The following is a 25,585-nucleotide window of genomic DNA, read 5'->3' on the forward strand; positions in this document are numbered from 1 at the left end:
ATTATTACAAAAAAGAGAATCAGTATATTAGCTGAATCTCTTTTTAGAAGTAGTTAGTTATTATTGATTTAAATTAGTCACGTTCTACGATAGTAGCACAACCCATACCACCACCGATGCAAAGTGTAGCTAAACCTTTCTTAGCATCACGTTTTTGCATTTCGTGTAGTAATGTAACTAAAATACGGCATCCACTAGCTCCAACTGGGTGACCTAATGCAACGGCTCCACCGTTAACGTTAACTTTGCTCATATCGAATCCTAATTCTTTAGCAACAGCTACAGATTGTGCAGCGAATGCTTCGTTAGCTTCGATTAAGTCCATATCGTCGACTGTTAATCCTGTTCTTTCCATTACTTTACGAGTAGCAGCAACTGGTCCGATACCCATAACTTCTGGTTCAACACCAGCTAATGCACCTTGTACCCAAGTAGCCATTGGTGTAACACCTAATTCTTTAGCTTTTTCTTCGCTCATAACAACGATTGCAGCAGCACCATCATTGATTCCTGAAGCATTACCAGCAGTTACCATTCCGCCTTCTTTACCAGAGCAGCAACGTAATTTTGCCAATGTTTCAACAGTTGTTCCTGGACGAGGTCCTTCATCTACTTTGAATTCAACGATTTCTTTTTTAACTTTAACTGGAACTGGTACGATTTCATCATCGAATTTGTGTTCAGCCATAGCTTTTTCTGCTTTTTGTTGAGAGTTAGCTGAGAATTCATCTAATTCTTCACGAGTTAAGTGCCAACGATCACAGATGTTTTCTGCAGTGATCATCATGTGGTAGTGGTTGAATGCATCTGTTAATGCATCATTTACCATTGTATCGATGATAGTAGCATTGTTCATACGGTAACCGAAACGAGCTTTTGTCATAGCATATGGTGCCATTGACATGTTTTCCATACCACCCGCAACAACGATGTCAGCTTGACCAGCTTTAATCATTGCAGCAGCTTGGTTAACACAGTTTAAACCAGATCCACAAACAACATTTAATGTTACGGCAGGAACTTCAATTGGTAGACCAGCTTTGATACTAGCTTGACGAGCCACGTTTTGTCCTTGAGCAGCTTGGATAACGCATCCCATTAATACTTCGTCAACTTGTTCAGGTTTTACACCTGCACGGTTCAATGCTTCTTTAATAACGATAGCACCTAAATCAGCAGCTGGAGTGTTACTTAAAGCTCCACCCATTTTACCAATAGCAGTACGACATGCACCTGCTAAAACTACTTTTTTTGTCATATTAATATTCCTCCATGTAAGACTATAAGTCATTTACCTTTTAAACTTTAACATAGTGAATGATGAAAATCAATCACAAATTAAAAAATTCACAAGTGAATCTAAAGAAATAAGGAGAACACGTCTCCTTATTGATTAATCGCACATTTTTACGATAACAGCGGCACCTTGTCCTCCACCAATACATAGGGAAGCAAGACCAATTTTTGATTTACGTTTTTGCATTTCATATAACAATGAAACTAAGATACGGTTTCCACTCGCACCAACTGGGTGACCTAAAGCAATAGCTCCACCATTTACGTTTGTCTTAGCTAAGAAGGCTTCACGATCCATACCTGTAGCTTCTTCTAATTCGTGGATAACACCTAATGATTGAGCAGCAAATGCTTCGTTCAATTCAACTAAGTCAAGATCTTCGATTTTTAGATCTGCATATTTTAATGCGTTTAAAATAGCTGGTGTTGGACCAAGTCCCATAACTCGTGGATCAACTCCACCTTGTCCAAATCCGATAACTTCAGCGATTGGTGTTAAGTTATATTTTTTAACAGCATCTTCGCTGGCAACGATAGTAAATGATGCACCATCATTGATACCAGAAGCATTACCTGCAGTAACAGTTCCGTCAGCATTGAATGCTGGACGTAATTTAGCTAATTTTTCTAAGCTTGTCTTACGAGGGTGTTCATCTGTATCAAATACAACTTCACCTTTACGAGTTTTATAAGTAATAGGAACGATTTCATCTTTGAATTTACCTGCAGCAATAGCAGCTAAAGCTTTTTCTTGAGAAGCAAATGCGAATTCATCTTGTGCTTCACGAGAAATGTTGTATTTTTTAGCGATGTTGTCAGCAGTACATCCCATGTGAATTCCATACATTGCATCTGTTAAACCATCGTGTAACATAGCATCGACTAATTTTTGGTCTCCCATCTTAGTTCCTGTACGGTTTTTGTAGCTCAACATGAATGGAGCACGAGTCATAGATTCAACACCACCAGCAACATATAAGTCACCAAAGTTAGCTTGAATACGAAGTGTAGCTTCCATAACGGCTTTTAAACCTGAACCACATAACATATTGATTGATTGTGCACATACTTCAACAGGAATACCTGCATCGAATGCAACGTGACGAGCAATGTTTTGTCCTAAACCGGCAGCGATTACGTTACCGATAATAACTTCGTCCAAGTTTGCTGGATCAATGTTTGCTTGTTTAATAGTTTCCTTTAAAACTGTAGCTCCAACAGTTGCTAAATCCACATCTGTTAGACTTCCCAAAAAAGTACCAATTGCACTACGTTTCGCAGCAACAATATAAGCTTTTCTCATTTGTATACCTACTTTCTACTCTGAATCGAGATTCACTTTACATGCTTAGTCTAGTCCTTAAAATAGGGGATGTCAACCACTTGTTTATAATTTCACATGTTAAAAATACTTAATATATATTAATAAGATAGGGTATTTGAAACAATTTGTTAAAATATTAACAAAATCATTGACGACGCTCAAAAAAGTATGTAGAATATGACTGTGTGAAAAGTTTAACATACTTTCTCATGCTATCGATGTCCTAATTCGAATAGTTCAAGAAAACTGGAAAGGAGAACTTCATTTATGGATTTCAATTTAACAGAACAACAATTAATGATGCAAAAGTTGTTCAGAGAAGTTGCGCAAAACGAAGTAAAAGAAAACGCAGCGGATGTTGACGAAAACGAAAGATTCCCTAAGGAATCTGTAGAAGTGATGCGTCAAGCTAAGATGCTTGGCATTCCTTATTCTCGCGAATATGGAGGAGCTGGCGCAGATTATTTATGCTACATTTTAGCAATCGAAGAATTGTCTAAAACATGTGCAACAAGTGGTGTAGTTTTATCAGCTCACACTTCATTAGGTACTTGGCCAATTGCTCAATTTGGTACTGAAGAACAAAAACAAAGATTCTTAACAGATCTATGTACAGGTAAGAAATTAGCTGCCTTTGGTTTAACAGAACCAAATGCCGGTACAGATGCTGCTGGACAACAAACAACAGCTGTATTAGATGGTGACGAATATGTTATCAATGGTACAAAAATCTTCATTACAAATGCTGGAGAAGCTGATGTATATGTAATTTTTGCCATGACAGACAAAACAAAGGGAACTCGTGGAATTTCTGCTTTCATTCTTGAAAAAGGAACTCCAGGATTCACATTCGGTCTTCACGAAAAGAAATTAGGTATTCGTGGATCTGCTACATGTGAATTAATTTTCAATAATGTACGTATTCCAAAAGAAAACTTATTAGGAAAAGAAGGTATGGGATTCAAGATTGCCATGCAGACACTTGATGGTGGACGTATTGGTATCGCTGCTCAAGCATTAGGAATTGCTCAAGGTGCTATCGACGAAGCCGTTGCTTATGTAAAACAACGTAAACAATTTGGTCGTCCAATCGCTAAATTCCAAAACACTCAATTCCAATTAGCTGATATGCAAACAAAAACAGATGCAGCTCGTTGGTTAGTATACTCTGCAGCTACTGCTAAACAAGAAGGTCGTCCTTATACTCAATTAGCTGCTGAAGCAAAATTATTTGCTGCTGAAACTGCTATGGAAGTTACAACTAAGGCTATCCAATTATTAGGTGGATACGGATATACTCGTGATTTACCAGTAGAAAGAATGTTTAGAGATGCTAAGATCACTGAAATCTACGAAGGTACTTCAGAAGTACAACGTATGGTCATCTCTGGCGCAATGTTGAAGTAAGAAAGGAATTGGTGTTGAAAATGAAAATCGTTGTTTTAGAAAAACAAGTTCCGGATTCAACTGAAATCACAGTTGATAAAAAAACTGGTGCGTTAATTCGTGACGGTGTTCCTGCAATCACAAACCCTGATGATTTAGCTGGTTTGGAAGCTGCATTGGAATTAAAAGACAAAAACCCTGACACTGAAGTTGTTGTAATGACAATGGGATTACCTAAAGCTGCTGAAATGTTAAAAGAAGGCGTTGCTATGGGTGCTGACAAAGGTGTTTTATTAACAGACCGTGTATTAGGTGGATCTGATACATGTGCTACAAGTATCGCTTTAGCTGCTGCTTTGAAAAAAGTAGGATTCGACTTAGTTATCGCTGGTCGTCAAGCTATCGATGGTGATACTGCTCAGGTAGGACCTCAAACTGCTGAACGTTTGGATATTCCTCAAATTACTTACGTAGATGAAATCTTAGAAGTAAAAGAAGATTCAATCACAGTAAAACGTTCATTAGAAGATGTTGAACAAATCGTGACTGCTAAGTTGCCATGTGTTATCACAACATTATCAGGAATGAACAAACCTCGTTACATGCAATGTGACAATATCGTTGACTTGTGCAAAGAAGACAAGATCGAAGTTTTAACAAATGCTGAATTAGGAATTGATCCTGAAACAGTTGGATTCAAGGGTTCTCCTACATCCGTTAAGACTACTTTCACAAAAGACGTTACTGATAAAACAGAAGTATTCACATTGTCTGAGCAGGAAACTGCAGATATGATTGCTAAGACTTTGAAAGAAAAGCAAATCATTACAAAGTAGGGAGGATGAAGTAGAATGGCTCGATTTGAAGAATATAAAGATATCTTCGTTTTCGTTGAACAAGAAAACGGAAACATTGCAGAAGTAAGTTATGAACTTATTTCAGAAGCAAGAAAACTAGTTGCTTCTATCCCTGAATTTGGATACAAAGTAGTTGGTGTATTGCTTGGAGAAAATGTAAAAGAAAAAGCTCAAGAAGTTATTAGTCATGGAGCTGACAAAGTAATCGTTGTTGATGATGCTTTATTAAAAGACTATTCAACTCAATTCTATGCTGATGCTTTAACACAAGTTGTTTTAGCTCACAAACCAGATTCAATGTTAACTGGTGCCACTCCTCTAGGACGTGACTTAGCACCACGTGTAGCTGCTCGTTTAAATGTAGGTCTAACTGCTGATGCAACTAAGATCGAAGTTGACTTAGAATATGCTAAAGAAAATGGTGAATCATTATTAGACGTAACTCGTCCTACATTCGGTGGTAACTTATTCGGTACAATTGTATGTAAAGACACTCGTCCACAGATGGCTACAATTAGACCAAAAGTATTCGAATTGGCTCCAACAGATACTAGCCGTACTGGTGAAGTTGAAGAATTTACACCAACTTGGAGAACAACAGATCCTCAAGTATTCGTAGAAAAAGTCATCGAAAAAGTTAAAGCAGATGTAGATATCACAAAAGCTGACATCTTAGTAGGTGCTGGTCGTGGTGCTGAAAACTGCTTAGATGTACTTCAAAAAGTAGCTGACGAATTAGGTGGTGTAGTTTGCTGTACACGTGCTGTTGTTGAAGATGGATTCTTAGACAAAGATCGTCAGGTAGGTCAAACAGGTAAGACTGTACGTCCTTCATTATATATCGCTTGCGGTATTTCTGGAGCTGTACAACACTGTGCTGGTATGGATAAATCAGACTTGATCATCTCTATCAACCGTGACCCTCAAGCAGAAATCTTCAATATTTCTAACATGGGATTCGTTGGAGATTGCGCAACTGTATTACCTTTATTAGTTGAATCAATTAAAGCTGCAAAAGCTGAATAATAAAAAGGAGCATATTTAAAATGAAAAATGTAGGTGTTATTGGTGCTGGAACAATGGGGCAAGGTATTGCCAATGCATTTGCTACAGCTGGATACAATGTAACTGTATGTGATATTAAAATCGAATGGGCACAAAATGGTATCAACAAAATTGGTGCTAAATTAGATAAATTAGTATCTCGTGAAAAAATAACTGCTGAAAAAGCAGAAGGTATCAAAGCTAACTTAACTGCTGGTGAATACAAAGACTTAGCTGACTGCGATTTAATCGTTGAAGCTGTTCTTGAAAAAATGGAAATCAAAAAAGACTTGTTCAAGACTTTAGATGAAATCTGTAAAGAAGACTGCATTTTTGGAACAAACACTTCAAGTTTAAGTGTTACTGAAATTGCTAACGGAATCAAACACAACGTTATCGGTATGCACTTCTTCAACCCAGCTGATCGTATGAAATTAGTCGAAGTTATCTCTGGTGAAAATACTCCAGTTGAAACTAAAGAAGCTATCATCGAATGCTCTAAATCATTAGGAAAAACTCCAGTAGAAGTTGCTGAAGGACCTGGATTCGTAGTTAACCGTATCTTAATTCCAATGATCAATGAAGCTTGCTTCATTTACCAAGAAGGATTGGCAAGTGTTGAAGATATCGATACAGCTATGAAACTTGGAGCTAACCACCCAATGGGACCATTGGCTTTGGGTGACTTAATTGGATTGGATATCGTTTTAGATGTAATGGAAGTATTATATACTGAAACAGGAGATCCAAAATATCGTCCATGTACATTATTAAAGAAAATGGTTCGTGCTGGAAAATTAGGTCAAAAAACTAAACAAGGATTCTACAGCTACAACTAGTGAAATAACTAAAGTGAAACACTCGTTGTTTCACTTTTTATTTAAATATTAGAGGAGAAAAATCATGGAAAACGTATTATTAGAAAAACAAGGTCACGTTTCAATTATCACAATTAATCGTGAAAAAGCATTAAACGCATTATCAACAGCTGTATTAAATGACTTAGAAGAAGCTGTAAACACAGTTGAAGCTGATAAAGATACTTATTGCGTAGTTATCACTGGTGCAGGAAGTAAATCATTTGTTGCTGGTGCAGATATTGCTGAAATGAAAGACAAAACAGTTGAAGAAGCTGCTGAATATGGAGCTTACGGAAACAAGATCTTCCGTCAAATTGAAACTTTACACTGCCCAGTTATCGCTGCCGTAAATGGTTTCGCATTAGGTGGAGGATGCGAATTAAGCATGGCTTGTGATATTCGTATCGCCGCTGAAAATGCTATTTTTGGACAACCAGAAGTAGGATTAGGAATCACTCCAGGATTTGGTGGAACTCAACGTTTAGCTCGTTTAGTACCTGCTGGAATTGCTAAAGAAATGATTTTTACAGCTCGTAACATCAAAGCAGATAAGGCATTGGCTATCGGATTAGTAAATGCTGTTGTTCCTCAAGAAGAATTAATGGCAACTGCATTAAAGATGGCTAATGGAATCTGTAAGAATGCTCCAATTGCTGTTGCTCAAGCTAAAAAAGCAATCAACGCTGGACTTCAAACAGATATGGATTCAGCTATCGCTATCGAAGTAAAAGATTTCTCAGATTGCTTCGCTACAGAAGACCAGACTTATGGTATGGAATGCTTCGTAAACAAAGTGAAAGAAAAAGAATTTAAAAACAAATAATTTATTTGAAAGGATGATTTAAATGTCAAAAGTAATGTCAGCCCAAGAAGCCATCAGTATGATCAAAGATGGCGATAAAATTGGTGTTGGTGGATTTATTGGAATGGGTCACCCTCAAGAACTTAGTGTTGCCATTGAAAAGAGTTTCTTAGAAACTGGACACCCAAGAGATTTAACAGTTATGTTCTCTGCCGGTGTAGGGGATGGTACACCAGATCTTGGCTTGAACCACATGGGTCACGAAGGATTGTTAAAAAGAATCATTGGTGGTCACTGGGGATTGATTCCTACTTTCCAAAAATTAGTTTTTGAAAATAAAGTAGAAGGATACAACTTACCACTTGGAACCATCAGTTTGATGTTCCGTGAAATCGCAGGACACCGTCCAGGCGTTATCACTAAAATTGGTTTGAAAACATTTATTGACCCACGTCTAGAAGGTGCAAAGATGAATGAACGCACGAAAGAAGACTTAGTTGAATTGATCAATATGGATGGAGAAGAATGGTTACGTTATAAATCATTCCCATTGGATATTGCCTTAATTCGTGGTACATATGCAGATGAAGATGGAAACTGCTCAATGTGTAAAGAAGCAGCGACTTTAGATTCAATCAGTATTGCCCAAGCTGTTAAAAACAGTGGTGGTAAAGTTATTCTACAGGTAGAAAAAATTGTAGAACGTGGTTCATTAAAACCAATGGACGTTAAGATTCCAGGTATTTATGTGGATGCGATTGTAGTTGCACAACCTGAAAACCACTGGCAAACATATTCAGATCCATACAACCCATCATTCTGTGGTGAAATTCGTGTACCAGTGGATTCAATTGAACCAATGCCATTAAATGCACGTAAAGTTGTTTGTCGTCGTGCTGCCATGGAACTAGATCCATCGGCTGTTATTAACTTAGGAATTGGTATGCCAGAAGGTATCGCAAATGTTGCCAACGAAGAAGGTTTACCAGGACTTAAGATGACTGTAGAAGCCGGAGGAATCGGTGGAGTTCCAATGAATGGAACTGCCTTTGGTGCATGTACAAACCCAGACGCTATCATTGACCAGACATATCAGTTTGACTTCTATGATGGTGGTGGATTAGATCAAGCCTTCTTAGGACTTGCTGAATGTGATTCAAAAGGTGACATCAACGTTTCTCGTTTCGGACCAAAAATTGCCGGATGTGGTGGATTTATCAATATTACACAAACTTCACCAGTTGTCGTTTATTGTGGAACATTCACAGCTAAAGGTTTAAAAGAAACAATTGGTAATGGTAAATTGACAATTGATCAAGAAGGACAAATCAAAAAATTCAAAAACCACATTGAACAGGTTACTTTCTCAGCCGATTATGCGAATGAAACAGGTCAAAAAGTCTTATATATCACTGAGCGTGCCGTATTTAAGTTGATTGATGGTAAATTAACATTGATCGAAATCGCTCCAGGTGTAGATTTACAAAAAGATGTATTAGATCAAATGGAATTCAAACCATACATCGCTGAAGATTTAAAACTTATGGATGCTCGTCTATTTACAGACGAAATCATGGGATTAAAAGAAGAATAAAAAGCTAAAACAGGTCATTAGACCTGTTTTTGTGTTACAATAGTTCTGGGAGTTGATTAAAATGTTATTTTTTAGAAATGATTATGGCCAAGGATGTATTCCTGAAATCATGGATTATATGAACACCACAAATGGCCATTCTTTTACAGGATATGGTCTGGATGAAATTTGTCAAAGCGCAAAAGAAACCATTAAAAAACATATCCCAGACTATGATGTCGATATTCACTTTTTAGTTGGAGGAACAATTACCAATCAAACTATCATCAAATCTTGTTTAAAGCCTTTTGAAGCCGTTATTGCCTGTGATACAGGACATATCGCAACACATGAAACCGGTGCGATTGAGGCTGTAGGGCATAAAGTAATTCCGGTAAACAACTATGCAGGAAAGATCAATTCGAGTGATATTCGAAAAGTATTTGATACACATATGCTTTCGTATGAACACATGGTTTATCCTAAAATGGTTTATATTTCAAATGCCACAGAATATGGAACCGTCTATACATATGATGAATTGATGAATATTCGCCGTGTTTGCGATGAACTAGGACTCTATTTAATGATGGATGGAGCAAGACTTGGTGTAGCCTTATCCACTGTGGATTATACTTTAAATGATCTAGCCAATATTTGTGATGTATTCTATATTGGTGGTACAAAAAATGGTGCTTTAATAGGAGAAGCCGTTGTTATCTCAAATCCTGAATTAAAACCATATTTCCGTTTTGTGATGAAACAAAATGGGGCAATGCTTGCCAAAGGATGGCTTTTAGGCATTCAATTTTTAGGCTTATTTGAGCACGATGCTTTCTTTAGATATGCCAAACAATCGGTGCTTTTAGCACAGACCATTCAATCAAAACTACAAGAACTTGGCTATGCTTTATTTATGAAGAGTGATACCAACCAGATTTTTGTGAATGTATCAAAGGAGCAATACCAATTCTTAAGTGAAAACATTGATTTTGAAATCTGGGAAAAATGCGATGATCACTATGTCATTCGATTTGTGACAAGTTGGCATACTACTGAAGATGAAGTCCATGCATTGATCACATATTTAGAACAAGCTATCGAAAAAAAAGAATAGTATCATTCTAGGTTTGAACGATAGGTCCAGCCTAGTATACCATTCTTTTTGATTTGAACTTTGTCTTGATAGGCGAATACCTCTTTGACGGTATCGCCTTTTTTTAATGGAATCTCATAATTTGTATAATCATACGCCTTCATATCTTTGGTCACAAACTCATTTTCAACCCAGAATGTACGATGATTGTAGGGACAATAGACTTTGGATTGAAGATTTGATTGTTCTAGCACTTGTACATTACCATGATTGAACGTAATAAAGAAGGGAATTTGTGTATGATAATTAACATCATGAATCACTTTTCTTTCTTGAAGAAAATCACATCGATCCATCTTTACGGTATTATCTTCAAATATAAGGGCATTTAATTGACCGCCATATTTAACCATATTACCACCATCAATACTATATATATTATGTTTCGCATCATAAATAGGATCAAAAGAGGCAATATGCGTACAATATTCGGTTACAGGCATATGACCTACTACGACATTCTTTTTAAATACTTCATTTGTTTCTAAAAAGAAGGCGTGTGTCATGACTTGTTTAAAGTCCGTTCCATAATTTTCATTTGATTCAATACCCGCATGCACATAAATATGATCTTCATCCTCTAAAACATGAGGCAGATCATTTAAGAAACTGAGTTCTTTTAAATAGTGTTTTCGCAATGTTTGACAAACATCAGCCATATTACTATTTTGGTTGATTTCGATATTTAAACTTTTAGCCATTTCATGAATCAAGCTCGCTTTACGAAAGCCAAGAACATGTTTTAAAAAATCCAAGCGATAGGAGTATAGAACATTTTTCGCAATAAAATCACAATTTCCCATGATACAATGTACATCTTCATTTTGTACTTGATGCATAATGTAATGCAGTGTATCTAGATTTCGTTTTCCTTTTTCAACTAAATCCCCTAAAAGAATCAGACAATCAACATTCGGTTTATAGCTGATTTTTTTTAATAAAGCTTGATATAGATCTAAATTTCCATGAATATCACTAATGATGATCTTACGTTTAGCTTTTGTTTCAAGCTTTTGAATCACTACACTTCGATTCATTGTACCAAGAAAGGAAGGAATGTATCACATTCTTTTTCCCAGTCTTCCTCACAATGTCTTCCTTCAGGAATGACATTGTATAAGACTTTGACTCCTTTTTTAGATAGGGCATTGCCAATTTCTGTACAAGCCTTCGTTTGCCAAACAAATTCATGCATCAAACTTGTTTCATTTGAACCCCAAGATAGATAAATGGAAGTATTCCTTTGAATGTTTCTTTGATCAATATCACTTAAAATTGCATCCATACTTTCTAATACATAAGGAGAAATCACTATAGCCTTAGAGTATACATTGGAATAGGCATAGGCTGCATATAAAGCCATTAAACCACCACAGCTGCTTCCACCAATAAATGTATTCTTTCTTGTCTTCTTAGTTCTATAGTGTTCATCGATATATGGCTTTAATTCATGTACGAAAAAATCCATTGTGTCTTCACCTTGACCTTCAAAAGAACCATATTCAGGATCATAGAAAGAGTAGGGGGCGTATTCTTTTAAACGATTGTTTCCAACATGACTACATTCTTGTCCGACTACGATCATATCGACACCTAGTTTTTCTATATGCTCTTGAATATGAATCGCTTTACCATATGTGGCATACGCATCTAAAAAGATATTGTGCCCATCAAAGGCATATAAAACAGGGTATTGTTTATTACTTGTTTCATAATCATCGGGTAGATAAATAAAGATTTTTCTTGTTTCTTTAAGCTTTGTCATGAAAAGCTCTTTTTCAACGATCATACTCGATCCTTCCTTCTTAATGCGGTTTTAAAGAATTCATCTCGTCTTGCAGGACTTGTAAATTTGGCAACGATGGCGACATCACCCATGGCAGCCGCAAAAGCTTCAGGAAGATATAAGACTTCAATCATATCTTCTTTAAACATCTCTTCAACTTCTTTTACTGTAAAACGATATTTAATGGAATTTCTTCTTCCGACAAAACCAGCCGAATATCTTCTTAACTTTGAATAAGAAGCACTTTGTTTCAAAATGACTTCAGCCCATAAACGATAGACATCCAATTCTCCGGCATAATTCATTAAATCGGGACAGAATCCTCCTGGAGGTCTGAAGTTGACTTCTAAGCCAAAGATACGACCCTTTTCACCTAAGCCTTGTACATCATGATTTAATCTAAAGAATTCGCAATGGAAGAAGCGATTCTTGATTTTAAAAGCATGGATCGTTCTTTGTACAATGTCACGACATTCATCGCTGATCTCAAATGTTGTATAGCACCCAATGCTTTGTTGGTAAAGCACAGAATCCATACAATTGCCAACGTATTCCAAGCTGTTTAAATAGCGAATATCCCCATTTTCATCGCATATACCATCTAAGGTAAAGACATCCCCATCGATATATTGTTCTAGAATCATCACATGATCCTTTGTCTGCATATATACCGATTCTAATTGTTCAGCATTCATGATCTTATAAGTCATACTTGCGCCTACACCATGATCCGGTTTCATGACTAATGGATAACCTACTTCTTCGGCAAAATCCAAGCCATCCTTTAATGTATGTAGTACTCTATAATCCGCAACTGGTACGTTAGCTTCTTTATAATATTTTTTCATTTGAGACTTTGATTGAAGTTCTTCAATTCTTTCTAGAGAAAAACCTGTTTTCACATTGAAATCATTACGAAGATGTGCATCCAAATCCAACCAAGCCTCATTATTGGATTCGATCCAGTCAATCTTTCCATACTTAAATGTAAAATAACCACAAGCTTTGACCATTTCATCATAATCATGGAAGCTTTTCACAACATAGATCTCATCGCAATACTCTTTTAATTCTTGTTTCAATTGATTGTAGGGCGTATCTACAATGGCTAAAACTTTAGCTCCATTTTCTTTTAACCCCCTACAAAACATCCAGTAACTTTCTGGATAGTTTGGTGAAATCACCACAAAATTCATAATCTTAATTCCTTTCTGCCATCATTTGACTGATCGCAATCACAGTCTTACCATCATCAATCTTTCCATTTCTTGTATACTCAAAGGCCGTTTCTAAATCCAGCCATAAAGTATCAATTTCTTCATCTTCATCTAAACTAAGCTTTATATCTGCCGACCTTGGATTGATAGCTTTATAAATCCAGATTCTTTCATCACAAAAACCAGGCGTAGATACAAAACTTAATAGAAGTTCTAATTTGTCACAAGCCATACCTGTTTCTTCATTTAATTCACGAAGACCACATTCCATTGGATTTTCACCATATTCGAGTTTACCTGCTGGAATTTCTAATGTTTCTTTACCGATAGCTGGGCGCTCTTGTCTTACAAGTAAGATCTTGCCATCGACGATACAAATCACACCGACACCACCGGGATGACGGATGATATCTCTTTTATAGGTTTTATTTTTGATTTCGACATCTTTTTGGACTAAATCAAAAATAATGCCTTTATATATTAATTTCTCTTCCATAATATACCTCTTTTTTCTTCTTATTATAGCACAAAAAAACACTCCTAAGAGTGTTAGTTGATTTGAGCTAAAAAGCTTTCAGTGATCGCATCCGCAATCTTTTGTTGGAACGTTTCATCCGTTAATTTGGTGTAGTCTTCACTATTACTTAAATATCCAAGTTCTAATAGAATGGAAGGAATTTGGCTATCATACAAAATAGGGAAGTTTTCATAATGATCCGAATCAATCCCTTCAAATTGGGATAGGTTGATGGAATTCATAGTTTGAGCAAGTTTTTTGGCAAGTTGAATCATTTTATCGTTAGGCTGCGTAAAAATAGAATAGCCTTTGGATAAAGAATCCGAGCTTGAATTCATTTGAATGGAAATTAAATATTTTGCCTTTTGCGAGTTGATTGAAGTAATGCGATCTTCCGTCGATAAAGAAGAATCATCACTTCTTGTATAAACAACATTGTATCCTACACTTGAAAGGGTATCCCCGATTTTCTTGGCAATGATCAAGTTTAGATCTTTTTCACTCGTATGCCCATCACTTGTATATCCGGCATCACTGCCTCCATGACTTGCATCAATACAGATGACAGCTTTCGATTTGCAGCGCGAATTAGCAACCGTATCATTGGTAATAATGGTTGAATCGGTTTGTTCGGGAACATCGATTTTTGATTTTTCTTTAATTTGTTTATTTAGATTTGGCTGAATGACCATTGCCAAAAATAACGCAAAAACTAAAAAGAGAATGGCTCTACGCATGACATACCTCCTGTCTAATTATTCTAACATTACTCGTTAGAGATGAAAAGCTTTTTAAAATTTGTTATAATGGGTAGTATGGGTGATAGTATGGATTTTTTAATAACGTTAGATCAGTTTGAAGGTCCTTTGGATCTGATGCTGCATTTGATCAAAGAAAATAAATTGGATCTGTTTGACTTAGACATGAATGTTTTGGCCACACAATATATTGATTATATTCATGCCATGCAAAATATGCATCTTGAAGTGGCTAGTGAATATTTGTCGGAGCTGGCAAGTCTTATCGCATATAAGTCAAAGAAACTTCTGCCTAGAGAAACCGTTGAAGTTGAAGAAGAATATGAAGAAGATCAGCGTGATCAATTGGTCGCAAGATTGTTAGAGTATCAAAGATATAAAGAAGTAAGTCTAGCCTTAAAGGAAGATTACGAACAAAGGCAACTGCATTTTTCGCGTCCTGTTTCAAGTTTAGTGGAAGAATGGAAAGTACCTGTTGAAAGTGATACTTTAGAAACGCAATCACCTTATGATTTAATGAAGGCTATGCGCCATTGTATTGTGCGTATGGAGCTTTTACAACCGTATGAAACGAAGATCACAATCAAAGAGTTATCGATTGAAGAAAGAGCTGTACAAATCAAAGAAAGAATGAAACATCTAAAAGGATCTATTTCATTTCCACATCTTTGTGCAGATTGTACAAGCTTACATATGGTGATTGTGACTTTCTTATCGATATTAGATTTAATACATGAAAAATGGATGACGTATTCCATTGATGAGACGCAGATGATCTGGGTCGCAAGAGAGGATTTGTAGAATGGATAATGCGAAAGCGATATTAGAAGGTCTTTTATTCTTAAGTGGAGAAGAAGGCTTGACTATGGATCAGATGATGCATGGTCTACAAAATTTAGAAATGGATGATATACGTGTCTTGCTGGATGCGTTAAAAGACGAGTACTCGAGTTCTTCAAAAGGAATTGAGCTTGTAGAATATGCGAATCGTTTTAAGTTTGTCACAAAAGAATTTGTATATCCTTATGGCAAGCAATTATTTGAAGAATATAAACAGCCAACCCTTTCACAGGCTGCCATGGAAACTTTAGCTATTATTGCCTATAAACAACCGATTACGCGTGTTGAAATCGAAGAGATTCGTGGTGTGAATTGCGAAATGATGTTAAAAAAATTAGTGGCTCGTGGCTTGATTGACGCAAAAGATCGTTTAGATGCGATCGGTAAGCCGTTATTATATCGTGTAACCGATGAATTCTTGGATGCTTTTCAATTGGAAGATCTAAAAGAATTGCCGGAACTACCTCAAACTAGAAATAATAGTGAAGAATTATTTGAAGGAGAATAGACAATGGAAAGACTACAAAAAGTAATTGCCCAAGCAGGTATTTGTTCAAGAAGAAAAGCCGAAGAATTGATTTTAGATGGTAAAGTCAAAGTCAACGGAAAAGTATGTGACGTATTAGGTACAAAAGTATCGAACCAGGATAGTATTGAAGTCAATGGAAACATGATTTCAAAAGAAGAAAAAGTATATTACATCATGAATAAACCAAAAGGTTGCCTATGCACAAGTAGTGATGACAAGGGAAGAAAAACGGTGTTGGATTATATGCCACAAAACCAAAGAATCTTCTCTGTAGGACGTTTGGATTATGATACTTCTGGTGTCTTGTTACTGACAAATGATGGAGAATTCTGTAACCACATGATTCATCCTCGTTATCACTTGGAAAAGACATATGTTGTCAATCTTCAGGGAATCTTAAGTGAGGATGACATCAAACAATTAAGAAGAGGATTAAAGACAAAGACTGAAAAGTATCAGCCAGCTAAAGTGTTCGTGCTTCAAAAGGATTTAACACGTAATCGTACCCAATTCGAATTAACGATTTCGGAAGGGAAAAATCACCAGGTCAAAAACATGATGTTGGCATTAGGTCATGAAGTGCGTCGTTTGCACAGAGTGAAGTTTGCGTTCTTAGACGTAAAGGATTTAAGAGCCGGAGAATATCGTCGTTTAAAACCGTATGAAATCAAACAATTGAATCGCTTAAGTATGGAAGGCGAACAAAAATAATGAAACAAGTTTATTTAGATCAAAGTGTTTCAGTTCATGAAATGATCTCATTAGATACCAAACAAGCCCATCACATCTTTGATGTACTTCGCACGACACCAAAAGAAAAGATTCGTATTATTACTAAGAATTCAGGTGTGTTCTTTGGTCATGTTGAAAACAAACCAAATCTTGTGATTGATTCCATTGTAGATGTATTTGAAGAAAGTCAATCCATCACCTTATGTTGTGCTTTGATCAAACAAGATAAGTTTGAATGGATGCTTCAAAAGGCATGTGAACTTGGTGTGAGTAAAATTGTTCCTTTTGTATCGAAAAATACAGTGGTAAAGCTGGATGAAAAAAAGGCTGAGAAAAAACTCGTTCGTTGGAATGAAATCTTACTTGCGGCTACAAAACAGTGCAATCGCAATACGCTTGTAGAACTAGAGCCGGTGATTTCGTTAAAGGAACTATCTAATTATAAGAGTGAATGTAATTTAGTGGCTTATGAAAAGGAGAGTGATCCTTCAAAACATATGGCCCATTATTTAAAAGATGATCCACAGTCCATTACTGTATGTATTGGGCCTGAGGGTGGATTTGAAGAGAGTGAAATTCAAATATTAAATGATTTTGGTTTTAACAATTGTTCTCTAGGTAAAAATATCTTGCGTGCAGAAACAGCAGCTTGTTATGTATTGGCAGCGATTGAATACCAAAATCATGTGGAAGGATAAGGGATAAATGAAATTTTCAATTATTACACTTGGCTGTAAAGTAAATGCGTATGAATCACAATACTATGCAGGTCAATTAGAAGAATTAGGATATGAACAAGTATCGCCAGATCAAGCGTGTGATATTTGTATCATCAATACTTGTACTGTAACTAACACAGCCGCAAGTAAATCACGTCAAAAGATTCATTATGCGAAAAGAATGAATCCCAATGCCTTATGTGTTGTGGTGGGATGTTTTGTGCAGTTCGCAAGTGAAGATGAAAGAAAAGCTTTGGATGCCGATCTAGTGATTGGTGCTAAACAAAAAAATGAATTGGTGAATTTAATTCAAAAGGCATTAAAAGAACATGAAAAAATTGATGTGGTCAATGAGGTGACACAATTTAAAGATTTTGAAGCTATGCCCGTACATTGTTTTGAATCGATGCATCGAGCTTTTCTAAAAGTACAAGATGGCTGTAATCAATTCTGTTCTTATTGTGCGATTCCTTTTGCGCGTGGAAGAGAGCGTAGTTTAAATCATGAACAAGTCATTCAGATTGCCAAAGATTTATGCGATAAAGGACATACAGAAATTGTATTAACAGGTATTCATACCGGTCGTTATAATGATGGAGAATATGATTTAGCTAAGTTAATGAAAGCTTTATTAGAAAATACGCCAGACTCTGTATATTATCGTATTTCAAGTATTGAAATTACGGAAGTCAGCGATGCATTGATTGCGTTAATGAAAGAAAATCCTCGTATGTGTCATCATTTACATATTCCGGTGCAATCGGCATGTAATGAAACATTAAAACGTATGAATCGTCCATATACAATTGAGGAATTTAAAGAAAAAATCAACTATATTCGTTCTTGCATTCCAGATATTTCAATTTCAACCGATGTGATTGCGGGCTTTGTGCAGGAAAGTGATGAAGAATTTGAAACGACATATAAAAATTTAGCGGATCTAGAATTAAGTTTCTTCCATGTTTTCCCTTATAGTAAGCGTAATGGTACAAAGGCAAGTACTTTAAAGGGTGAAATCAATGGTAAGATAGCCAAAGCTAGAGTGGCTCGTTTACTTGAGCTTTCAAATGCATGCAGGGAAAAAGATATGAAGCGTTTTAATCCTGTACAAGTCTTGATTGAAAGAAAACAAGATGGCTATTATACGGGTTATACAAACCAATATCATCCTTGTAAGATATTGAGTGATACACCATTAAGTGGTAGAATCACTATCGAATGGGATCATATTGAAGATGGTACGTACTATGGAAAGAAGGATGTTGTATGCGATTAAGCAAACTATTTAAAAATGCACCGACAGTCAATATTACAGGCTTAAGTTTTGATTCTAGAACCGTTCGTCCGGGAAATATTTATTTCTGTTTACCAGGACTTACAAATGATGGCCACGATTTTATTGATTCAGCCATTCAGAATGGAGCTGTATGTATTGTACATTCCAAAGAATTATTGAATATGGCACCAGGTGCTGTATATATTCGTGTAGAAGATGTCAATGATGCGATGAATAAAGTGGCTCGTATTTTCTATGCGCGTCCAAGCGATAAAATGAAGATGTATGGTGTAACGGGTACAAATGGAAAATCAACCATCACAAATATTATTCGTGATATTATCAATGATAAAACGCCATGTGGCTATATTGGTACGATTGCGATCAAGTATGGAGATATTGAATTGCAACCCAATCTAACAACGCCAGATGCCTTGTTCTTGCAGTCTAAAATGGCAGATATGGTTCGTTGTGGTATGAAGGCTTGTGCTTTAGAAGTATCCAGTCATGGTTTGGCACAACATCGTGTGGATGGTATTTCTTTTGATTGTGCAATCTTCACAAATCTTACATATGATCATTTAGATTTTCATGGCACAATGGAAAATTATTTTGAAGCGAAGTCTTTGTTGTTTAAAAACTTAGTCAAAGAAGATGGCGTATCTGTGATCAATAAGGATGATGAAAAATATGATGCTTTAAAGGATTGTTCAAAAGCACGTGTTGTTTCTTATGCGGTTAATAGTGAAGCGGATTATCGTGCCATTAATATTAAGATGAGTTCACAAGGAACACAATTTGACTTAGTGTATTCAGGTCATATGTATCCAGTGAAGACAAATTTAGTGGGTAACTTTAATGTATATAACTTATTAGCTGTCATTGCGGCATTAAATGAAACGGGTTATGATTTAGATAAGATTATTGAAAAATGTTTGCATATTGCCCAAGTTGAAGGTCGTATGGAACGTATTGATTGTGGTCAGCCATACAATGTGATCGTAGATTTTGCGCATACTCCAGATGGTATGGAAAAAATGATGCAGTTTGGACGTAGTGTCACTATGCCAGGACATCGTTTGATTGCGGTATTTGGATCGGCTGGTAAGCGTGATGTACATAAGCGTAAAGTCTTTGGTGAACTTGCCGATAAGTATTGTGACTATATTATTGTGACGGAAGATGATCCTCGTGATGAAGATCCAAAAGAAATTGCGGAACAGATCAAGTCGGGTATTCAAAATACACCGCATGTATTTGTGCAAGATCGTTATGAAGCCATTCACCAGGCAATTAGTTCGGCTCAAGAAGGAGATACAGTATTGCTTCTTGGTAAGGGTGATGAAAGCTTTATCTATCGTGAAAATGGAAGAGCTCCTTGGATTGGTGATAATGTAGCGGCTAAGGAGTGTATTAAGGCGAGTTTAGCTTAAAAAATTAAATTGTACTTGCATTATATGAAATCTTTGATATAATGTTTTTGCTAATCTTGGGAAGGGAGGTTTGTGAATATGCCAAAAGTAGTTCTTAAAGAAAACGAAGGACTTGATGACGCTTTAAGAAGATTTAAACGTCAGGTTTCTCGTAATGGCACCCTTGCTGAGGCGCGCAAAAGAGAATTTTACGTAAAACCAGGTGTACGCAGAAAGTTAAAATCTGAAGCTGCACGTAAAGCACGTAGAGGTAAATAATCTGCATTTTTAAATGCAGATTTTTTTCTTGAGGAGGAGATTTGTGTCTTTTTTTGAATTTGATTGTTCCGACAGAACATTTGAAGAGATTCAGATTTTTGCAGGTTTTCAAGATTCCAACTTGGATATGTTGAGTAAATGCTTTAAATCTGTATGTATGATTCGTGACCAGAAAATCAAAGTGGAAGTAAACGAGACTTTAGATACACATAAAGTTGAAGAAGTCATTGCGGCTTGTTTTTCAATTATTGATACGCAGCATCGTTTAAATTCACAAGATGTAAGCTATATTTGTTCATTGGCTTTTAAAAATCGTTTAAAGGATTTTAAAGCTCATCAGCTACAGGCTGTATGTAAGACAAAAACAGGTAAAATGATTTATCCAAAAACAATTGGACAAGCCATTTTATGTGATGCGATGCGTCATAATGAAATTGTCTTTGCGACAGGTGTTGCGGGTACTGGTAAAACGTATCTTGCGGTTGCTTATGCGGTGAGTATGTTAAAGAGTGAACGAGTCGAAAAAATCATTCTTACGCGTCCAGCGGTTGAGGCCGGAGAATCCCTTGGCTTTTTACCGGGGGATATGAAGGAAAAGGTAGATCCATATTTAAGACCTTTATATGATGCATTAAATGAGATGCTTGGCTTAGAAACGGTTGAAAAATACGTGGAGAAACAAGTCATTGAAATTGCACCTTTAGCGTTTATGCGTGGACGTACTTTAAATGATGCCATTGTGATCTTGGATGAAGCACAGAATGCGACGTGTGCACAGATGAAGATGTTTTTAACGCGTATGGGTAAAAATTGTAAGATGGTTGTAACGGGAGATGTTACGCAGATCGATTTGATCAAGAAAAAGGATTCAGGTTTGATGCAGGCTTGTACAATCTTGGATCATATTGATGGTATTTCAATCATTCATTTGGAAAATAGTGATGTAGTTCGAAATCCATTGGTTCAAAAAATTATTGAACGTTATGCCAAGGTTGAATAATTTGACTTTGACTGTTATAATATTTAACTGTAAAAAATAAATTGAAAGGTGATAAATCTATGGGAAGACATTTTGAGGTTCGTGCTGCAGCAATGCAGAAGACAGCCAATGCGAAGGCAAAAATTTATTCAAGATATTCTAAAGAGATTTTAGTTGCTGCAAAGAACGGTGACCCTAATCCAGATATGAACCAAACTTTAAAGAAGGCGATTGATCGTGCGAAGGCAAACAACGTGCCTGCAGACGTAATCAAGCGTGCTATCGAAAAAGCGAAAAGTAGTGCAGATGAAAGTTATTCAAGTGCTCGTTATGAAGGATTTGGACAGGGTGCAGGATCTACAATCATCATTGATTGTTTAACAGATAACGCAAACCGTACTATCGCAAACTTAAGAGCTTGTTTCAATAAATCACACGCTAAATTAGGCGTTGGTGGATCTGTATCATTTGGATATGAACACTTAGGTGTAATCGTAATTCAATATGATAATGAAGAAGCTATGATGGATGCATTATTAGAAGCAGAAATCGAATTAAATGACATTGAAATCGAAGAAGGATACATGACAATTACGGTAGATCCAACACAATTGGATGACGCAAAAGTTGTTGTTGAAAAATTGATTCCTGATGTTAAATTTGAAGTCTTAGAAGATAAGATGATCCCAAATGAAGAAGTTGAACTTCATGGTGAAGATTTAACTTTATTCAAACGTTTAGTTACTTTACTAGATGAAGTGGATGATGTACAAAATGTATATCACAATGTTTCAAATCTAGATGAAGCTGAATAATTAATCCTAAGAAAAAGAAGAAGATAAGGATATACTGTAGAGAGAAAATGGCTGGTGAAAATTTTCGTAGAATACTTATTGGGACACTTTGGAGGAGTTGGACAAAAACCAACCGTTGGTCGCGTTAAGACTTGAGGTGTATACTTTACGTATAAAATAAGGTGGTACCGCGTTTAAAACGTCCTTATATCAGGGCGTTTTTTTGTTTATTTAAAGGAGGAAAACGCATGGCATATCAAATTCCTAGAGGTTGTCAGGATGTATTTGGAGAAGAATCTTACAAATGGCAAGCTCTTGAACAAACATTAAGAAGTTTCTGTTACATGTATAACTACGATGAAATTCGTACACCAATTTTTGAACATACAGAAGTCTTTAAAAGAGAAAATGATTCAAGTGATATGGTAAACAAAGAGATGTATACTTTTAAACTTGAAAACTCAAAAACATCATTAACACTTCGTCCTGAAGGAACTGCAGGTGTTGTTCGTAGTTTCGTGGAAAATAAAATGTTCGCAAATCCAGATCTACCCGCAAAATTCTACTATATGGGACCTATGTCAAGACATGAACGTCCTCAAAAAGGTAGAATGCGTATCTTTAACCAGTTTGGAGTAGAGGCTTTAGGTGTTAAAAGTCCTTATGTCGATGTAGAAACGATCGTACTTGCATTTTCAATTTTAAAATCACTAGGTTTAAATGACATTAAAGTTTGCCTAAATACATTAGGTGATGATGAGTCTCGTGCAAACTATCGTAGTGCATTAAAAGAATATTTTGCGCCATATGTGGATGAATTGTGTGGTGACTGTAAGCGTCGTTATGAACAAAATCCATTGCGTATTTTAGATTGTAAAGTCGATCATGATCATGAATGTATGAAGAATGCACCTAAGATGTCAGACTACTTGAATGAAGCAAGTCAAGAATATTTCAATACAGTATGTGAATTATTAGATAAACTAGAAATTCCTTACGAAGTCGATGATAAATTAGTTCGTGGTTTGGATTACTATACGCACACAGTATTTGAAATTGTATCTATGAATAAAGAAATGGGTGCACAATCAACTGTTTTAGCTGGTGGACGTTATGATGGATTGATTTCATACTTTGGTGGACCAGAAGGCATGAGCGGTATTGGATGGGCTCTAGGTATGGAGCGATTATTGATTGCCTTAGAAGCTGAAGGTATTGAATTAGAACAAAAACCGGCTTTAGATGCGTATGTAATGTGTCTTGATCAAGAAGCTAGAACCTATGCGTTTGAAGTGTTGACTGAACTTAGAGCGTATGGATATCGTTGTGATATGGATATGATGGAAAGAAGCTTTAAGGCACAATTTAAGGCTGTGGATCGTTCAAAGGCTAAACTTGCGATTTTGATTGGTAAATCGGAATTGGAAGAAAAGAAAGTCACAGTTAAAAATATTGCACACAAAGAACAAGAAGCTATTAGTGTTGATGAATTGATTCCTTATGTTGACTCTTTATTAGAAGAAGAAAGTCATCATCATCACGAGCATGAAGGAGAATAGAAATGTATAGAACACATAACAATGGAGAATTACGTCTAGCCAATGTGAATGAAGAAGTCACATTGTGTGGATGGGTCAGTAAACGTAGAAACTTTGGAGCTTTGGTCTTCATCGATTTAAGAGATCGCTATGGTATTACACAGTTGGTTTTCAATGAAGATATTGCAGCACAAATCAGTGATGTACGTAATGAATATGTACTTCAAGTAAAGGGTACAGTTGTAGAAAGAAAAGACAAAAACCCTAAGCTTGAAACAGGTGAAATTGAAGTTGTAGTTAGTAAAGTAAAAATTGTCAATACAGCTATTACTACACCAATGATCATTGCGGATGAAACCGATGCTTTAGAGGATACGCGTTTAAAATATCGTTATTTGGATTTAAGAAGACCGGTTCTTCAAAAGAACCTAATCTTAAGAAACCGTATTACTTTATTAGTTCGTAACTACTTAGCTAAATATGGTTTTACAGAAGTTGAAACACCTATTTTATGTCGTTCGACTCCAGAAGGTGCACGTGACTATTTAGTGCCTAGTCGTATTAGTAAAGGCGAATTCTATGCACTTCCACAATCACCTCAGCTATACAAACAGCTATTGATGGTCGGTGGAATGGATCGTTATTTCCAGATTGCTCGTTGTTTTAGAGATGAAGATTTAAGAGCTGATCGTCAGCCAGAATTCTCACAGATCGATATTGAAATGAGTTTTGTGGATGAAGAAGACATTTGGTCAATGACAGAAGGTTTAATGAAAGAAATCTTTAAAGATATTAAGGGAATTGATCTACCTGAATTTAAGCGTATTCCATATGATACTTGTATGGAAAAATATGGTTCTGATAAACCAGACTTACGTTTTGATATGCCTTTATACAATGTTAGTGAAGTATTCGCAAATACGGAATTCAAAGTATTTGAAAACTGCTTAAATGAAGGTGGTATTATCCAAGCTATGAATGTTAAGAATGGTGCGGATAAGTTCTCAAGAAAACAATTGGATAAACTACAAGATTATGTAAAGGTTTATGGTGCAAAAGCACTTGCGAATTTAAAATTAACAGCCGAAGGCTTTGCGGGTAGTGTTACAAAAGTATTGTCTGATGCTGAAAAAGAAGCATTACGCACTATGTTGAACATGGAAGAAAATGATATTGTATTCTTTGTAGCGGATAAAAAGAAAGTGGCTCAAACATCACTTGGTGCATTGCGTGTGAAATTAGGTCATGATTTAGATTTAATCAACAAAGATGCCTATGAATTCTTATGGGTTACAGATTTCCCAATGTTTGAATATGATGAAAACGAAAATCGTTATGTAGCTGCTCACCACCCATTTACTTCACCGAACTTAGAAGATGTTGATAAATTGATGAGTGATCCAGCAAATTGTTATTCTAGAGCCTATGACTTAGTATTAAATGGATATGAATTATTATCTGGATCGATTCGTATTCATGATCAAAAACTTCAAGAAAAAGTATTTGAAGCTATTGGCATGACTTTAGAAGAAGCACATGAAAAATTCAGCTGGTTTATGGATGCATTCCAATATGGAACTCCACCTCATGGAGGTGTAGGTATTGGTCTAGAACGTTTAACTATGATTCTAGCTGGTACTGACAATATCCGTGATGTAGTGGCATTCCCTAAAACAGCTAGTGCATCCGATCTAATGGCACAAGCACCAAGTCCAGTAGATCCAGCACAATTAAAAGAATTAGGTATTGAAACTAAGTAAGACAGGAATTTTTCCTGTCTTTTTTTCGATAAAGAGATTAAATTTGATTTTAGATGCACGTTTATTAATTGTAACAATTTTTTTTGCATTTGAATTGGTACATTTTTGCATGTATCATACTTTAAAAGATTGAAGAACGTTAAATAAGCAA

Annotated in this window: 25 protein-coding genes and 1 other annotated feature; of the genes, 18 read left to right on the forward strand and 7 right to left on the reverse strand. The window is 36.1% G+C overall.

Annotation, left to right across the window (positions count from 1 at the left end; genetic code table 11):
- Positions 1-73: 73 nt before the first annotated feature.
- Together Q0F04_RS00620 and Q0F04_RS00625 are read right to left on the reverse strand one after the other, a co-directional pair.
- Positions 74-1,258: an acetyl-CoA C-acetyltransferase gene (locus Q0F04_RS00620; RefSeq protein ID WP_295748952.1), complete on the reverse strand. Its 1,185-nt coding sequence runs from the start codon at positions 1,256-1,258 to the stop codon at positions 74-76.
- 135 nt (positions 1,259-1,393) lie between these two features.
- Positions 1,394-2,599 (reverse strand): acetyl-CoA C-acetyltransferase, encoded by a 1,206-nt coding sequence (locus Q0F04_RS00625; RefSeq protein ID WP_003865001.1) that lies wholly within the window; start codon positions 2,597-2,599, stop codon positions 1,394-1,396.
- Positions 2,600-2,887: 288 nt separating this feature from the next.
- Here Q0F04_RS00625 and Q0F04_RS00630 point away from each other — a divergent pair, with 288 nt between their 5' ends.
- The 7 genes from Q0F04_RS00630 to Q0F04_RS00660 all read left to right on the forward strand — a co-directional run bounded on the left by Q0F04_RS00630 (position 2,888) and on the right by Q0F04_RS00660 (position 10,259).
- Positions 2,888-4,027, forward strand: a complete 1,140-nt coding sequence (locus Q0F04_RS00630) for an acyl-CoA dehydrogenase (protein WP_117571806.1) — start codon at positions 2,888-2,890, stop codon at positions 4,025-4,027.
- Positions 4,028-4,047: 20 nt separating this feature from the next.
- Positions 4,048-4,842 carry an electron transfer flavoprotein subunit beta/FixA family protein gene (locus tag Q0F04_RS00635; protein ID WP_117571807.1) on the forward strand — a complete coding sequence of 265 codons (795 nt, stop codon included), beginning with the start codon at positions 4,048-4,050 and terminating at the stop codon, positions 4,840-4,842.
- 15 nt (positions 4,843-4,857) lie between these two features.
- Positions 4,858-5,889 carry an electron transfer flavoprotein subunit alpha/FixB family protein gene (locus Q0F04_RS00640; RefSeq protein WP_295565163.1) on the forward strand — a complete coding sequence of 344 codons (1,032 nt, stop codon included), beginning with the start codon at positions 4,858-4,860 and terminating at the stop codon, positions 5,887-5,889.
- Positions 5,890-5,909: 20 nt separating this feature from the next.
- Entirely contained in the window at positions 5,910-6,746 is an 837-nt protein-coding gene (locus Q0F04_RS00645; RefSeq protein WP_003865005.1) for a 3-hydroxyacyl-CoA dehydrogenase NAD-binding domain-containing protein, read from the forward strand.
- A 64-nt stretch (positions 6,747-6,810) separates the two neighbouring features.
- A complete protein-coding gene (locus Q0F04_RS00650) occupies positions 6,811-7,590 on the forward strand; it encodes an enoyl-CoA hydratase-related protein (protein WP_295748957.1) in 780 nt (259 codons plus the stop codon).
- Positions 7,591-7,612: 22 nt separating this feature from the next.
- On the forward strand, positions 7,613-9,163 hold the full coding sequence (locus Q0F04_RS00655) for an acyl CoA:acetate/3-ketoacid CoA transferase (protein WP_295748960.1): 1,551 nt from the start codon (positions 7,613-7,615) through the stop codon (positions 9,161-9,163).
- Between the two features lie 61 nt (positions 9,164-9,224).
- Positions 9,225-10,259 carry a beta-eliminating lyase-related protein gene (locus Q0F04_RS00660; protein WP_295748963.1) on the forward strand — a complete coding sequence of 345 codons (1,035 nt, stop codon included), beginning with the start codon at positions 9,225-9,227 and terminating at the stop codon, positions 10,257-10,259.
- 2 nt (positions 10,260-10,261) lie between these two features.
- Here Q0F04_RS00660 and Q0F04_RS00665 read toward each other — a convergent pair whose 3' ends face one another.
- Genes Q0F04_RS00665 through Q0F04_RS00685 form a run of 5 tightly spaced genes read right to left on the reverse strand, consistent with a single transcriptional unit; the run spans position 10,262 to position 14,555 of the window.
- Complete coding sequence (locus Q0F04_RS00665) at positions 10,262-11,335, reverse strand: metallophosphoesterase (RefSeq protein ID WP_295748966.1); 1,074 nt, start codon at positions 11,333-11,335, stop codon at positions 10,262-10,264.
- On the reverse strand, positions 11,332-12,087 hold the full coding sequence (locus tag Q0F04_RS00670; protein WP_295748967.1) for an alpha/beta hydrolase-fold protein: 756 nt from the start codon (positions 12,085-12,087) through the stop codon (positions 11,332-11,334). Before Q0F04_RS00670 ends, Q0F04_RS00665 begins: the two co-directional genes overlap by 4 nt.
- Positions 12,084-13,280 carry an ATP-grasp domain-containing protein gene (locus tag Q0F04_RS00675; RefSeq protein ID WP_295748970.1) on the reverse strand — a complete coding sequence of 399 codons (1,197 nt, stop codon included), beginning with the start codon at positions 13,278-13,280 and terminating at the stop codon, positions 12,084-12,086. The genes Q0F04_RS00670 and Q0F04_RS00675 overlap by 4 nt, the downstream gene beginning before the upstream one ends.
- 4 nt (positions 13,281-13,284) lie before the next feature.
- Positions 13,285-13,797, reverse strand: coding sequence for an NUDIX hydrolase (locus Q0F04_RS00680; RefSeq protein WP_295565172.1), 513 nt, complete (start codon positions 13,795-13,797; stop codon positions 13,285-13,287).
- Positions 13,798-13,850: 53 nt separating this feature from the next.
- On the reverse strand, positions 13,851-14,555 hold the full coding sequence (locus Q0F04_RS00685) for an N-acetylmuramoyl-L-alanine amidase (protein ID WP_295748973.1): 705 nt from the start codon (positions 14,553-14,555) through the stop codon (positions 13,851-13,853).
- A gap of 90 nt (positions 14,556-14,645) precedes the next feature.
- Between Q0F04_RS00685 and Q0F04_RS00690 the strand changes: the two genes are divergently transcribed.
- From Q0F04_RS00690 to aspS, 11 genes are all read left to right on the forward strand, one after another.
- Entirely contained in the window at positions 14,646-15,377 is a 732-nt protein-coding gene (locus tag Q0F04_RS00690) for a segregation/condensation protein A (RefSeq protein WP_295749088.1), read from the forward strand.
- Position 15,378: 1 nt separating this feature from the next.
- Positions 15,379-15,924 carry an SMC-Scp complex subunit ScpB gene (scpB, locus tag Q0F04_RS00695; RefSeq protein WP_117571819.1) on the forward strand — a complete coding sequence of 182 codons (546 nt, stop codon included), beginning with the start codon at positions 15,379-15,381 and terminating at the stop codon, positions 15,922-15,924.
- A gap of 3 nt (positions 15,925-15,927) precedes the next feature.
- The gene (locus tag Q0F04_RS00700; protein ID WP_117571820.1) at positions 15,928-16,656 is read left to right on the forward strand and encodes a pseudouridine synthase; all 729 of its coding nucleotides are present in this window, start codon (positions 15,928-15,930) and stop codon (positions 16,654-16,656) included.
- On the forward strand, positions 16,656-17,375 hold the full coding sequence (locus Q0F04_RS00705) for a 16S rRNA (uracil(1498)-N(3))-methyltransferase (protein WP_295748975.1): 720 nt from the start codon (positions 16,656-16,658) through the stop codon (positions 17,373-17,375). The genes Q0F04_RS00700 and Q0F04_RS00705 overlap by 1 nt, the downstream gene beginning before the upstream one ends.
- A gap of 7 nt (positions 17,376-17,382) precedes the next feature.
- A complete protein-coding gene (mtaB, locus tag Q0F04_RS00710; protein ID WP_295748978.1) occupies positions 17,383-18,672 on the forward strand; it encodes a tRNA (N(6)-L-threonylcarbamoyladenosine(37)-C(2))-methylthiotransferase MtaB in 1,290 nt (429 codons plus the stop codon).
- Positions 18,663-20,105, forward strand: a complete 1,443-nt coding sequence (locus Q0F04_RS00715; RefSeq protein WP_295748981.1) for a UDP-N-acetylmuramoyl-L-alanyl-D-glutamate--2,6-diaminopimelate ligase — start codon at positions 18,663-18,665, stop codon at positions 20,103-20,105. The genes mtaB and Q0F04_RS00715 overlap by 10 nt, the downstream gene beginning before the upstream one ends.
- Positions 20,106-20,183: 78 nt before the next feature.
- Complete coding sequence (rpsU, locus tag Q0F04_RS00720; RefSeq protein WP_003865021.1) at positions 20,184-20,363, forward strand: 30S ribosomal protein S21; 180 nt, start codon at positions 20,184-20,186, stop codon at positions 20,361-20,363.
- A gap of 13 nt (positions 20,364-20,376) precedes the next feature.
- The gene (locus tag Q0F04_RS00725) at positions 20,377-21,363 is read left to right on the forward strand and encodes a PhoH family protein (RefSeq protein WP_117571824.1); all 987 of its coding nucleotides are present in this window, start codon (positions 20,377-20,379) and stop codon (positions 21,361-21,363) included.
- A 59-nt stretch (positions 21,364-21,422) separates the two neighbouring features.
- A complete protein-coding gene (locus Q0F04_RS00730) occupies positions 21,423-22,157 on the forward strand; it encodes a YebC/PmpR family DNA-binding transcriptional regulator (protein WP_117571825.1) in 735 nt (244 codons plus the stop codon).
- Positions 22,157-22,346 (forward strand) — a binding site (T-box leader). (Overlaps the previous gene by 1 nt.)
- Before the next feature lie 38 nt (positions 22,347-22,384).
- Entirely contained in the window at positions 22,385-23,695 is a 1,311-nt protein-coding gene (gene hisS, locus Q0F04_RS00735; RefSeq protein ID WP_295748984.1) for a histidine--tRNA ligase, read from the forward strand.
- A gap of 2 nt (positions 23,696-23,697) precedes the next feature.
- Positions 23,698-25,434 carry an aspartate--tRNA ligase gene (gene aspS, locus Q0F04_RS00740; protein ID WP_295748987.1) on the forward strand — a complete coding sequence of 579 codons (1,737 nt, stop codon included), beginning with the start codon at positions 23,698-23,700 and terminating at the stop codon, positions 25,432-25,434.
- The last annotated feature ends 151 nt before the right edge of the window (positions 25,435-25,585 follow it).

Source organism: uncultured Holdemanella sp. (assembly GCF_934772795.1).
Taxonomy (GTDB): Bacteria; Bacillota_I; Bacilli_A; order Erysipelotrichales; family Erysipelotrichaceae; genus Holdemanella.

Excerpts from the sequence above, each read along its gene's own strand:
- hisS (WP_295748984.1), top strand. The coding sequence starts at position 22,385 with ATGGCATATCAAATTCCTAGAGGTTGTCAGGATGTATTTGGAGAAGAA.
- Q0F04_RS00645 (WP_003865005.1), top strand. The coding sequence starts at position 5,910 with ATGAAAAATGTAGGTGTTATTGGTGCTGGAACAATGGGGCAAGGTATT.
- Q0F04_RS00665 (WP_295748966.1), bottom strand. The coding sequence starts at position 11,335 with ATGAATCGAAGTGTAGTGATTCAAAAGCTTGAAACAAAAGCTAAACGT.
- Q0F04_RS00655 (WP_295748960.1), top strand. The coding sequence starts at position 7,613 with ATGTCAAAAGTAATGTCAGCCCAAGAAGCCATCAGTATGATCAAAGAT.
- Q0F04_RS00725 (WP_117571824.1), top strand. The coding sequence starts at position 20,377 with ATGCAGATTTTTTTCTTGAGGAGGAGATTTGTGTCTTTTTTTGAATTT.
- mtaB (WP_295748978.1), top strand. The coding sequence starts at position 17,383 with ATGAAATTTTCAATTATTACACTTGGCTGTAAAGTAAATGCGTATGAA.
- Q0F04_RS00630 (WP_117571806.1), top strand. The coding sequence starts at position 2,888 with ATGGATTTCAATTTAACAGAACAACAATTAATGATGCAAAAGTTGTTC.
- Q0F04_RS00690 (WP_295749088.1), top strand. The coding sequence starts at position 14,646 with ATGGATTTTTTAATAACGTTAGATCAGTTTGAAGGTCCTTTGGATCTG.
- Q0F04_RS00670 (WP_295748967.1), bottom strand. The coding sequence starts at position 12,087 with ATGATCGTTGAAAAAGAGCTTTTCATGACAAAGCTTAAAGAAACAAGA.
- Q0F04_RS00680 (WP_295565172.1), bottom strand. The coding sequence starts at position 13,797 with ATGGAAGAGAAATTAATATATAAAGGCATTATTTTTGATTTAGTCCAA.
- Q0F04_RS00675 (WP_295748970.1), bottom strand. The coding sequence starts at position 13,280 with ATGAATTTTGTGGTGATTTCACCAAACTATCCAGAAAGTTACTGGATG.
- Q0F04_RS00705 (WP_295748975.1), top strand. The coding sequence starts at position 16,656 with ATGAAACAAGTTTATTTAGATCAAAGTGTTTCAGTTCATGAAATGATC.
- Q0F04_RS00625 (WP_003865001.1), bottom strand. The coding sequence starts at position 2,599 with ATGAGAAAAGCTTATATTGTTGCTGCGAAACGTAGTGCAATTGGTACT.
- Q0F04_RS00730 (WP_117571825.1), top strand. The coding sequence starts at position 21,423 with ATGGGAAGACATTTTGAGGTTCGTGCTGCAGCAATGCAGAAGACAGCC.
- Q0F04_RS00660 (WP_295748963.1), top strand. The coding sequence starts at position 9,225 with ATGTTATTTTTTAGAAATGATTATGGCCAAGGATGTATTCCTGAAATC.
- Q0F04_RS00715 (WP_295748981.1), top strand. The coding sequence starts at position 18,663 with ATGCGATTAAGCAAACTATTTAAAAATGCACCGACAGTCAATATTACA.
- Q0F04_RS00620 (WP_295748952.1), bottom strand. The coding sequence starts at position 1,258 with ATGACAAAAAAAGTAGTTTTAGCAGGTGCATGTCGTACTGCTATTGGT.
- rpsU (WP_003865021.1), top strand. The coding sequence starts at position 20,184 with ATGCCAAAAGTAGTTCTTAAAGAAAACGAAGGACTTGATGACGCTTTA.
- Q0F04_RS00635 (WP_117571807.1), top strand. The coding sequence starts at position 4,048 with ATGAAAATCGTTGTTTTAGAAAAACAAGTTCCGGATTCAACTGAAATC.
- scpB (WP_117571819.1), top strand. The coding sequence starts at position 15,379 with ATGGATAATGCGAAAGCGATATTAGAAGGTCTTTTATTCTTAAGTGGA.
- Q0F04_RS00650 (WP_295748957.1), top strand. The coding sequence starts at position 6,811 with ATGGAAAACGTATTATTAGAAAAACAAGGTCACGTTTCAATTATCACA.
- aspS (WP_295748987.1), top strand. The coding sequence starts at position 23,698 with ATGTATAGAACACATAACAATGGAGAATTACGTCTAGCCAATGTGAAT.
- Q0F04_RS00640 (WP_295565163.1), top strand. The coding sequence starts at position 4,858 with ATGGCTCGATTTGAAGAATATAAAGATATCTTCGTTTTCGTTGAACAA.
- Q0F04_RS00685 (WP_295748973.1), bottom strand. The coding sequence starts at position 14,555 with ATGCGTAGAGCCATTCTCTTTTTAGTTTTTGCGTTATTTTTGGCAATG.
- Q0F04_RS00700 (WP_117571820.1), top strand. The coding sequence starts at position 15,928 with ATGGAAAGACTACAAAAAGTAATTGCCCAAGCAGGTATTTGTTCAAGA.